Below are 10,191 nucleotides of genomic sequence, written 5' to 3'. Positions count from 1 at the left end.
CCCGCCAGAGGCTCAGTCGGCGATGCCGACCACCAGCCAGATGAACGCCGCGCCCGCGACCGTGCACAACAGGGTCGAGCGGGCGGGGTGTTGGTGGTGCGCCTCGGGGAGGATCTCGGCCGCCGCCAGGTAGAGGAGCGCTCCGCCGAAGAAACCCAGATAGGCGCCGAGCAGCTGCTCAGGGATGGTGAGGAACAGGGTGGACGCGGCTCCCGCCACCGGGGCCACCGCGTCCGCGAACAGCATCGCGAGGGCTTTGCGGCGGGCGTTGCCGTACAGACTCGTGATCGTGTACGTGTTGAAGCCGTCCGCGAAGTCGTGGGCGATCACCGCCAGGGCCACGGCCGTACCCATGCCGCCGCCGACCTGGAAGGCCGCGCCGATCGCCACTCCGTCCATCGCGCTGTGACCGACCATCGCGGCCGCGGCCGTCAGGCCCACCTCGGGGACCCGGCCGTCGTGCTCCTCGCCGCCGTGGGCCGCCTGGCGGACCGCCAGCAGACGTTCCACCAGATGGGCCAACAGGAAGCCGGCCACGAACAGCAGGAGTGCCGCCGGTACGCCGAACACCTCGGTGCCCGCCGCCTCCAGCGCCTCCGGCAGCAGGTCCAGGCCCACCACGCCCAGCATCAGGCCGCCGGCCAGGCCGAGGACGAGGTGACGGCGGTCGGTGACGCGTTGTGCCGTCCAGCCGCCGGCCAACGTCATCAGGAACGCGCCGAGCGCGACGAACACCGCCATGGGCCCTTCGTATCCGATCAGGCCCTGTGCGCGCACATCCAGCTGCCCTGTGAATCTCCGTGAATCTTCGTTCGAGAGGACCCGAAACCATGGCCGACGCCCCTGCCGGCAAGGTGACCTTCGTCGGTGCCGGCCCCGGCGCCGCCGACCTGCTGACGTTCCGTGCCGCGCGCGCGATCGCCGAGGCCGACGTCGTGATCTGGGCGGCCAGCCTGGTCCAGGCGGAGGTTCTGGAGCACGCCCGCGCAGGCGCGGAGATCCTCGACTCGGCGACCATGTCCCTGGAGGACGTCGTCGCCGTGTACGAGCGGGCCGTCGCCGAGGGCCTGCGCGTCGCCCGTATCCACTCCGGCGACCCCGCCCTGTGGGGCGGCACCCAGGAGCAGCTCGACCGGTGCGACCGGATCGGGATCGCCACCGAGGTGATCCCCGGCGTCTCCGCGTTCTCCGCCGTCGCCGCGCTCGCCCGGCGGGAGCTGACCATCCCGGAGGTCGCGCAGTCCGTCGTGCTGACCCGGCTCGGCGGCGGCAAGACGCCGATGCCGCCCGGCGAGGAGGTGCGGGAGTTCGCCAAGCACGGGACCACCATGGCGATCTTCCTGTCGGCGGCCCGTAGCGGGCAGCTCGTGCGGGAGCTGCTCGAGGGCGGCTATCCGACCGCCACCCCCGTCGTCGTCGCCTACCAGGCCACCTGGCCCGAGGAGCTCATCGTGCGGTGCACGATCGAGACGCTGGAGGAGACCGTCAAGGAGCACAAGCTCTGGAAGCACACCCTCTTCCTCGTCGGCCCGGCGCTCGACGCCGAGGGCACGCGCTCGCACCTCTACCACCCCGGCCACTTCCACGGGTACCGCAAGGCCGACCCGGAGGCCCGCCGGGCGTTGCGGCAGCGGGGTGCGAGTACGTGATCACGGTCTTCGGTACGGGCACGGGGACGCCGGTTCCCGCCGAGGTGCTGGCCGGGGCCCGGCTGGTCGTGGGCGGTCGGCGTCATCTGGCGTCCGCGGCCGTCCCCGGGGACGTCGAGCAGGTCGTCCTCGGGCCGCTCGCGCCCGCGCTGGACGTCATCGAGCGGCATCTGGACAAGCAGGACCGGGTGGTCGTGCTGGCCTCCGGCGACCCCGGGTTCTTCGGGATCGTCCGGGTGCTGGCCGAGCGGTTCGGGGCCGAGCGGCTCGATGTCCGTCCCGGGGTCTCCTCCGTCGCCGCCGCCTTCGCGCGCGCCGGGCTGCCGTGGGACGACGCCGTGGTGGTCAGCGCACACGGCAGAGACCTGCGGACGGCCGTCAACGTGTGCCGGGCGCGGCCCAAGGTCGCCGTGCTGACCGGGCCGGAGGCCGGGCCCGCGGAGATCGGGGCCGCGCTCCGGGCCGACGACCGAATCCTCGTCGTGGCGTCCGCGCTCGGGTCGCCGGAGGAGCGCGTCGAGCGGGTCACGCCCGCCGAGGCCGCCGCCCGGGACTGGGGGACGGCGGTGAGCGTGGTGCTGTGTCTGGACGGGGCGCGGGCGCTCGGTGCCGTGCGGACGGTCGCCGGGACCACGCCCGGGCCCGCGCAATGGGCCCTGGACGAGGGCGAGTTCACCCACCGCGACTCGATGATCACCAAGTTCGAGGTGCGGGCGCTGGCGCTGGCGCGGCTCGGTCCCCGGCTCGGTGAGCTGGTCTGGGACATCGGCGCGGGCTCCGGGTCCGTGGCGGTGGAGTGCGCGCGGTTCGGGGCCGCCGTCGTCGCGGTCGAGAAGACCCGGGACGGCGTCGAGCGGATCCGCGCCAACGCGGCGGCGCACGGTGTCGACGTACGGGCCGTGCACGGGGCCGCGCCGACCGTGCTGTCCGATCTCGACGACCCGGACGCCGTGTTCATCGGCGGCGGGGGGCGCGAGCTGCCCGCCATCGTCACGGCGTGTGCGCGACGGGCCCGGCGGACGGTCGTGGTCGCGATGGCGGCGATCGACCGGGTGCCGGCGGTGCGTGAGGCGCTCACCGGTGCCGGGTTCACCTGTGACGGGGTGCTGTTGCAGTCCTCGCGGCTCGCGCCGCTGCCGGGTGAGGTGACCCGGCTGGCGGCCACCAATCCTGTTTTTCTGTTGTGGGGGGTCCGAATCCCCGACCCTGAAGAAGGAGTTGCTCAGTGATCGGCCTCATTTCCGCCACCTCGGCGGGGGCGGCTGCGCGGGACCGGCTGGCCGCGGCGTGGCCGGAGCGGACGCGTGTGTACGAGGGTCCCGTCGGGGATGCCGTACGGGCCGCGTTCGCGGAGTGCGAGCAGCTCGTGTGTTTCCTCGCCACGGGGGCGGTGGTGCGGCTGGTCGCGCCACTGCTCGGCGACAAGTCGTCGGACCCGGGTGTGGTGTGTGTCGACGAGGGCGGGCGGTTCGCCGTGTCGCTGGTCGGCGGGCATGGCGGTGGCGCCAATGAACTCGCCCGTGAGGTCGGGGAGTTGCTGGGCGCGGAGCCCGTGGTGACGACGGCCACGGACGCCGTCGGGCTGCCGGGCCTGGACACGCTCGGGTTCCCGGTGGAGGGTGATGTGGCCGCGGTGTCGCGGGCGCTGCTCGACGGTGAACCGGTGGCTTTCAAGGCGGACTTCACGTGGCCGCTGCCCGCGCTGAAGGTCACGGAGGAGGGCGACTACTCCGTCCGTCTCACCGACCGTCTCGCCGAGGCCACCGAGCGCGAGGTCGTGCTGCGGCCGCCGTCCCTCGTCGTCGGGGTCGGTGCCTCGAAGGGAGCGCCGGTGGACGAGGTGCTGGGCCTGATCGAGGGTGTGCTGCGGGACGCCGGGCTGTCGGCCGCGTCGGTCGCCGAACTGGCCACCGTGGACGCCAAGTCCGAGGAGGCCGGCATCGTCGGGGCGGCTCAGCGGCTCGGCGTGCCCCTGGTGACGTACTCCGCCGCGGAGTTGGCGTCCGTCGAGGTCCCGAACCCCTCGGACGCGCCCCTCGCCGCCGTGGGCACGCCGTCGGTGGCGGAGGCCGCCGCGCTCGTCCGGGGCGGCGAACTCCTCGTCCCCAAGCGGAAGTCGGAGCGTGCGGACGGGCTGCCGGCCATGGCGACCTGTGCCGTCGTACGGCGTCCCGCGCGCGGCCGGCTCGCGGTCGTGGGGCTCGGCCCCGGCGCCCGGGACCTGCTCACGCCCCGCGCGAAGGCGGAGTTGCGGCGGGCTTCGGTGCTCGTCGGCCTTGACCAGTACGTCGACCAGATCCGCGATCTGCTGCGGCCCGGCACCCGGATCCTGGAGTCGGGGCTCGGGGCCGAGGAGGAGCGGGCGCGGACCGCTGTGGCGCAGGCCCGTGAGGGGCAGGCCGTCGCGCTGATCGGCAGCGGGGACGCGGGCGTGTACGCCATGGCCTCCCCCGCGCTCGCCGAGGCGTCCGACGACATCGACGTGATCGGCGTACCGGGGGTGACCGCCGCCCTCGCCGCGGCGGCCCTTCTCGGTGCGCCCCTCGGTCACGACCACGTGTCCATCAGCCTCTCCGACCTGCACACTCCGTGGGAGGTCATCGAGCGGCGGGTGCGTGCGGCGGCCGAGGCGGACATCGTGGTCACCTTCTACAACCCCCGCTCGCGCGGCCGGGACTGGCAGCTGCCGAAGGCGCTCGCGATCCTCGCCGGGCACCGGGAGCCGACGACGCCGGTCGGTGTCGTACGGAACGCGTCGCGGCCGGACGAGTCCAGTCGTCTCACGTCACTGGGCTCCCTGGATCCGGCGACGGTCGACATGATGACGGTGGTGACCGTGGGCAACACGGCGACCCGTGACATCGCGGGGCGCATGGTGACGCCGCGCGGCTACCGCTGGCAGACGGCAGAGGAGGGCGCCCGGTGATCCGTGAGGTCCATCCGATCGAGGTGGAGTCCTACCGGCGGCTGCGCGCCCGCCTGGACACCTCGCACTTCCCGCCGCTGACCCGGTCAGTGGTCGAGAGGGTCATCCACTCCGCCGCCGACCTGGAGTACGCGAGCGATCTCGTCATGGACGAGGGCGAGCTGGAGAAGGCGCACGCGGCCCTGCACGGCGGTGCGCCCGTCGTCGTGGACGTGGAGATGGTCGCGGCCGGCATCACCCGGCGCGAGACCGTCTGCCGGCTGCGGGACGCCGTGGCCGGTGCGGGGCTGACCCGTTCCGCGCACGCCGTCCGGCTCGCCTACGAGCAGGTCGGGCCCGGCGCCCTGTGGGTCATCGGCAACGCGCCCACCGCGCTGGAGGAGCTGCTGACCCTGGACGCCGCCCCGGCGCTCGTCATCGGTCTGCCCGTCGGCTTCGTCGGCGCGGTCGAGTCCAAGGCCGCGCTGCGCGAGAGCGGGCTGCCCGCCGTGAGCAACGTGTCCGAGAAGGGCGGCTCCGCGGTCGCCTCGGCCGCGCTCAACGCCCTGCTGTACCACCCCGTTCCCCCGTCCGAGGAGACATCGTGACCACCCCCCAGCCCGCCCTGCTCATCGCCGGCCATGGCACCCGGGACGAGGCCGGCGCCGAGGCGTTCCGCGACTTCGTACGGGAGCTGGGGCGCCGCAACCCCGAGCTGCCCGTCGCGGGCGGCTTCATCGAGCTGTCCCCACCGCCGCTGGGCGAGGCCGTCGCCGAGCTGGTGGAGCGGGGTGTACGACGGTTCGCCGCCGTTCCGCTGATGCTGGTGTCCGCCGGGCACGCCAAGGGTGACATCCCGGCGGCGCTGGCCCGCGAGAAGGAGCGGCACGCCGGGATCTCGTACACCTACGGCCGTCCGCTGGGCCCGCACCCGGCGCTGCTGTCGGTGCTGGAGCGGCGGCTGGACGAGGCCCTCGGCTCCGCCGAGCGCTCCCCCGGCGACCGTTCGGACGTGACCGTGCTGCTCGTCGGGCGCGGCTCGACCGACCCGGACGCCAACGCCGAGGTGTACAAGGCGGCCCGGCTGCTGTGGGAGGGGCGCGGGTACGCCGGTGTGGAGACGGCGTTCGTGTCGCTGGCCGCGCCGGACGTGCCGAGTGGGCTCGACCGGTGTGTGAAGCTGGGCGCGGGGCGGATCGTCGTACTCCCCTACTTCCTGTTCACCGGCATCCTCCCGGAGCGGGTCCGGCAGCAGACCGAGGGCTGGGCGGCCGCCCACCCGGAGGTCGAGGTGCACTCGGCGGACGTCATCGGTCCGGAGCCGGAGCTGCTCGACCTGGTGATGGAGCGGTACCGGGAGGCCGTCGCGGGCGATCTTCGGATGAACTGCGACTCGTGCGTGTACCGCATCGCGCTGCCGGGCTTCGAGGACAAGGTCGGTCTGCCGCAGCAGCCGCACTTCCACCCCGACGACGACGGCCACCATCACCACCACGGACACCACCATGGCGCCCCCTCACATGCGCACTGACGCGGAGGGTGCGGCGGCGCACGACCTCCGCCACCACGGCGACGCGGAGGTCCGCGACGACGGGGCCCGGCTCACCGACCTCGCCGTGAACGTCCGCGCGAACACGCCCCCGGCGTGGCTGCGGGAGCGGATCGCCGAGTCACTGACCGGCCTGGCCGCCTACCCGGACGGCAGGGACGCGAGGGCGGCGGTCGCGGCACGGCACGGCCTCCCGGCGGAACGCGTCCTGCTGACGGCGGGCGCGGCGGAGGCCTTCGTGCTCCTCGCCCGTGCCCTGAATGTCCGCCGGCCGCTCGTCGTGCACCCGCAGTTCACGGAGCCGGAGGCGGCGCTGCGGGACGCGGGCCACACGGTCGAGCGGCTGCTGTTGAGCCAGGAGGACGGCTTCCGCCTGGACCCTGCGGCCGTCCCGGCGGACGCGGACCTGGTGGTGATCGGCAACCCGACCAACCCCACGTCCGTCCTGCACCCGGCCGACGCCGTCGCCCGACTGGCCCGTCCAGGGCGGACGTTGGTGGTGGACGAGGCGTTCATGGACGCGGTGCCGGGCGAGCGCGAGGCGCTGGCGGGCCGCACGGACATCCCCGGTCTGGTCGTCCTGCGGAGCCTGACGAAGACCTGGGGTCTGGCGGGTCTGCGCATCGGCTACGTCCTGGCCGCCCCGGAGACCGTCGCGGAACTGGAGCGCGCCCAGCCCCTGTGGCCGGTGTCCACCCCGGCGCTCGCGGCGGCCCAGGCGTGCGTCGAGCCGCAGGCCCTGGCCGAGGCGGCCCACGCCGCCCACCGCATCGCCGCCGACCGCGCCCATCTCGTCGCGGGGCTACGGGAGTTCGCCCCGGACGGACTGACGGTGGCCGAACCGGCGGAGGGCCCCTTCGTCCTCGTACGGCTGCCTCGTGCGGCCGCCGTACGCCGACATCTGCGCGACCTCGGTTTCGCGGTGCGGCGCGGGGACACGTTCCCGGGTCTGGACGAGGAGTGGCTGCGGCTGGCGGTGCGGGACCGGCAGACGGTCAACTCGTTCCTCCAGGCGCTGGATCAGGCGATGGTCCTGGCGAAGTACTGATCCGCTCCCGGGTTCCGTCCGGGAAGCGGATGTCGACGGCGCCCTCGTCGTCGACGGTGGCGCTCGCGCCGGTGGTGCGGGCGTCACCCTTGGTCAGGACGACGAGGGTGACCAGGAGCGGGCCGGTGCCTTCGAGGACCGGGGTCGCGGAGTGGCGTCCGTAGGCGTTGGCGTCGAGGGCGCGGACGACCGTGCCCTCGGCGTCGCCCCAGCCGTACAGGGCGACGAGGGCGCTGGTGAGGCCGTCGGTGCGGCGGGCGAGGGAGCGGGCGGGGCCGGTCTGCGCGTGGGGTGCCGCGGTGTCGTCGGCGACGGCCCAACCTCCTTCGCGCACCCGCGAGTTGCCCGGGACCCGGTGGACCCTTACTTCCCACGGTCCGTGCACGACGCTCACCGTCTCGATCCCCGTGGCCTGGCGGGAGGCGGCGTGTCGGCCCTCGACGCCGAGGGGGTGGATGCGTCCCCGTTCGGACGGTGTCCCGTCCGGGCCGAGGAGGGCGATGTGGTTGTCGGGCCCGGTCGGTGTGTCCGGGGCGGTGGCGCTGGAGTAGGCGAGCTTGGCGTAGTGCGGGCTGTCCCCGTCCGTGGCCGGTGGGGGCGGGAGGCGGTCGCTGCCGTGGTTGACGAGCCGGACGATCCCGTCGGCCGCCGTGGAGTGCAGCAGCCAGCCCGGGGCGGGCAGGGCGAGGGTGGAGTCGGCGGTGTCGACGGGGCCGGGTTCCTCGGCGGCCGTCCACACGGGGTGGGTCCCGGGCAGGAGGAGGCCGAGGAAGGCCTTGCCGGCCCAGTACGGGGAGGCGGGGCCCGAGTAGCGCTGGGTGACGGGGAGGAAGGGCCGGTACCAGCCGAGGCTGAGCAGACCGTGTTCGTCGGGTGCGCCTCGCTCGGCGAAGTGCTTCAGGGTGCCGGAGGCCAGGCGCCGGGTGCGGCCGGGCGGCAGCGGGGTGGCATCCGCGAGGGCGCCGGCCCAGAGGGGGGCGGCCGCGGCGAAGCGGTAGGTGAGGGAGCGGCCCTGGTGGACGGGGGCGCCGTCCGCACCGAAGAAGTACTGGTGGGCGGCGAGGAACTCCCGCAGTCGGGCGCGGTGCCGGGCGACGGTGCCGGCGTCCGCACGGGGGCCGGCGATCCGCGCCCACAGCACCGGGTACAGGTGCAGCGCCCAGGCGTTGTAGTAGTCGAACTTCTTGCCGTCGCCGTCCGTGTACCAGCCCCCGCCCCGGTACCAGTCGTCCAGCCTGGCGAGCCCGGCGTCGATCTCACCACGGCTGTGCGGGGCGCCGACGGAGGCGAGGAACTCCTCCGTGATGACCTGGAAGAGCCGCCAGTTGGAGTCATTGGCGACGGCTCCGACGAAGTGGCCCAGCCACTCGGTGACTTGACCTCGTACGGTGTCATCCAGCTGATCCCAGAGCCACGGCCGCGACTCGTGCAGCGCGATGGCGATCGAGGCCGCCTCGACCATCGGCTGCCCCCGGTCGGTGATGGGCGGCCAGCGCTCATCACCGTACGGATCGGTACCGGCGGCCAGCCCGGCCGCGTACCGCTCGACGAGGGCGGGGTCGACCCGACCCTCGGCGCCCGCGATACGGAACGCGGCGAGCAGAAAGGACCGGGCGAACCCTTCGAGCCCGTCGGACCAGGGGCCGGAGTGGCTGGGGGGTCCGGGGAGCCGGTACTGGGCGTAGTTCGGAGAGGCGTAAGGGAGCAGGCCACCGAGAAGCCGGTCGGCGAGGGCTTCCCAGTGGGCGCGGGTCCAGCCGGTGAGGGGTGAGGTCTCCAGGTCCTGGGGTGGAAGGTCGGGAAGATGCGTCGGGTCGTCAGGGGGCGACACATACGGCGCGGTCATACGGGACTGAGCCCTCCGGTTCTGTTCAAGGGACGGTCGGTCAACATGCCTAGGGGCGCGGGGCTGTGTCGATTTGCGGCTACCGCCGCGTGGGCGCGACCAGCCCCACGAGCCCGCAGCTTCACGACGGCCTCCCCAGCGGTGCGACACTGCTGCGAACGACGATGTGCGTGCCCAGCAGGTGATGGCTCCCGGCCGCACTGCCCGGATCCCGCAGAGCGATCCGCACGGCAGCGCGCCCCAACTCCTCGGCAGGCGTACGGACAGTGGTCAGCGGCGGATTGAAGTCCTCGGCAAGCGGGATGTCGTTGTAACCCACGACGGAAACGTCGTCCGGAACCCTCAGCCCCGCATCGGCTATCGCGCGGAGCGCCCCCGCAGCGACCATGTCGTCACCGGCCACCACAGCGGTGAACTCCCGGGTCTCCTTGAGAAGTTCGGTCATGGCCCGCAACCCGGCCGCCCGCCCGAGCCCACAGTCGACGACACGCGCGGCCTCCACAGGCAACCCATGCTCGGCAAGCGCCGCACGATAGCCAGCGACACGAGCGTCCAACGCCGTGTTCCCGGGCAGTCCGCCGAGGAAGACGATCCGCCGATGCCCCGCCGACAGCAGATACCCCGTGATCGCCCGCGCCCCCGCCTCGTTGTCGAACTCCACGACCAGCGCCGGAATCTCCGGATCCGGCGCCGGACGCCCGCACAGCACGAGCCGCGCCCCCGACGAGTCCAGCGCCTGCGCATAGTGAGCCACCCGCGACCGGTACGCGTCGTCCTCGACCACGCCGCCCACCAGGATCACCAGCCGCGCCCCCTCCTCCCGCATGAGCTGCACGAACTCCATCTCCCGCTGCGGATCCCCGCCGGTGGCGCCCACGACGCACAGCCAGCCCCGGTCGGCGGCCTCGGCCTCGACGCCCTCGGCGACCTGGGCGTAGAAGGGGCTGGTGACCTGTCGGACGACGACCGCGGCCATCTTCCGGCCGCCTCCGACCAGCGCCCGGGCGTGCGCGTTGGCGACATAGTCGAGGTCACGCGCGGCACGCAGCACACGGGCCCGGGTCGCGGGTGGCACGGGATGGTTCCCGGTGAGCGCACGCGACGCCGTCGCCGTCGAGACACCCGCCCGCTCGGCGACCTCGCGGATCGTGACCCGTCCCTTGCCTGTCATACCGTTCCCCATCCCCCGCGCCT

9 protein-coding genes are annotated in these 10,191 nt (G+C 73.8%); 6 read left to right on the top strand and 3 right to left on the bottom strand.

From position 1 onward, the window contains the following. Positions 1-12 precede the first annotated feature (12 nt). Positions 13-741, bottom strand: a complete 729-nt coding sequence (locus QF037_RS35920) for a ZIP family metal transporter (RefSeq protein ID WP_307032475.1) — start codon at positions 739-741, stop codon at positions 13-15. Between the two features lie 89 nt (positions 742-830). On the opposite strand from QF037_RS35920, the gene cobM reads away from it, so the two are divergent. The 6 genes from cobM to cobC are packed head-to-tail and all read left to right on the top strand — an operon-like array spanning position 831 to position 7,151. Next, positions 831-1,649, top strand: a complete 819-nt coding sequence (cobM, locus tag QF037_RS35915; RefSeq protein WP_307032473.1) for a precorrin-4 C(11)-methyltransferase — start codon at positions 831-833, stop codon at positions 1,647-1,649. Further along, positions 1,646-2,878 (top strand): precorrin-6y C5,15-methyltransferase (decarboxylating) subunit CbiE, encoded by a 1,233-nt coding sequence (cbiE, locus tag QF037_RS35910; RefSeq protein ID WP_307032471.1) that lies wholly within the window; start codon positions 1,646-1,648, stop codon positions 2,876-2,878. The genes cobM and cbiE overlap by 4 nt, the downstream gene beginning before the upstream one ends. Then, entirely contained in the window at positions 2,875-4,575 is a 1,701-nt protein-coding gene (cobJ, locus tag QF037_RS35905; RefSeq protein ID WP_307032469.1) for a precorrin-3B C(17)-methyltransferase, read from the top strand. The genes cbiE and cobJ overlap by 4 nt, the downstream gene beginning before the upstream one ends. After that, complete coding sequence (locus QF037_RS35900; protein ID WP_307032467.1) at positions 4,572-5,162, top strand: precorrin-8X methylmutase; 591 nt, start codon at positions 4,572-4,574, stop codon at positions 5,160-5,162. Before cobJ ends, QF037_RS35900 begins: the two co-directional genes overlap by 4 nt. After that, the gene (locus QF037_RS35895; protein WP_307032465.1) at positions 5,159-6,085 is read left to right on the top strand and encodes a sirohydrochlorin chelatase; all 927 of its coding nucleotides are present in this window, start codon (positions 5,159-5,161) and stop codon (positions 6,083-6,085) included. The genes QF037_RS35900 and QF037_RS35895 overlap by 4 nt, the downstream gene beginning before the upstream one ends. Further along, positions 6,075-7,151 carry an Rv2231c family pyridoxal phosphate-dependent protein CobC gene (gene cobC, locus QF037_RS35890; RefSeq protein ID WP_307032463.1) on the top strand — a complete coding sequence of 359 codons (1,077 nt, stop codon included), beginning with the start codon at positions 6,075-6,077 and terminating at the stop codon, positions 7,149-7,151. Before QF037_RS35895 ends, cobC begins: the two co-directional genes overlap by 11 nt. On the opposite strand, the gene QF037_RS35885 is transcribed toward cobC, so the two are convergent. Both QF037_RS35885 and QF037_RS35880 read right to left on the bottom strand, forming a co-directional pair. Then, positions 7,099-8,997 (bottom strand): DUF2264 domain-containing protein, encoded by a 1,899-nt coding sequence (locus QF037_RS35885; protein WP_307032461.1) that lies wholly within the window; start codon positions 8,995-8,997, stop codon positions 7,099-7,101. The two genes, cobC and QF037_RS35885, sit on opposite strands and share 53 nt — an antisense overlap. 121 nt (positions 8,998-9,118) lie before the next feature. Beyond that, on the bottom strand, positions 9,119-10,168 hold the full coding sequence (locus QF037_RS35880; RefSeq protein ID WP_307032459.1) for a LacI family DNA-binding transcriptional regulator: 1,050 nt from the start codon (positions 10,166-10,168) through the stop codon (positions 9,119-9,121). Between the last annotated feature and the right edge of the window lie 23 nt (positions 10,169-10,191).

This window comes from Streptomyces canus, assembly GCF_030815415.1.
Taxonomy (GTDB): Bacteria; Actinomycetota; Actinomycetes; order Streptomycetales; family Streptomycetaceae; genus Streptomyces; species Streptomyces canus_F.
Note: the sequence above shows the minus strand (reverse complement) of the source record. Positions and strands in the feature narration are given on the sequence as shown.

What these genes read in the sequence shown, in the direction of transcription:
- QF037_RS35920 (WP_307032475.1), bottom strand. Translation starts at nt 741, where the DNA reads ATGGCGGTGTTCGTCGCGCTCGGCGCGTTCCTGATGACGTTGGCCGGC.
- cobM (WP_307032473.1), top strand. Translation starts at nt 831, where the DNA reads ATGGCCGACGCCCCTGCCGGCAAGGTGACCTTCGTCGGTGCCGGCCCC.
- cobC (WP_307032463.1), top strand. Translation starts at nt 6,075, where the DNA reads ATGCGCACTGACGCGGAGGGTGCGGCGGCGCACGACCTCCGCCACCAC.
- QF037_RS35885 (WP_307032461.1), bottom strand. Translation starts at nt 8,997, where the DNA reads ATGACCGCGCCGTATGTGTCGCCCCCTGACGACCCGACGCATCTTCCC.
- QF037_RS35880 (WP_307032459.1), bottom strand. Translation starts at nt 10,168, where the DNA reads ATGACAGGCAAGGGACGGGTCACGATCCGCGAGGTCGCCGAGCGGGCG.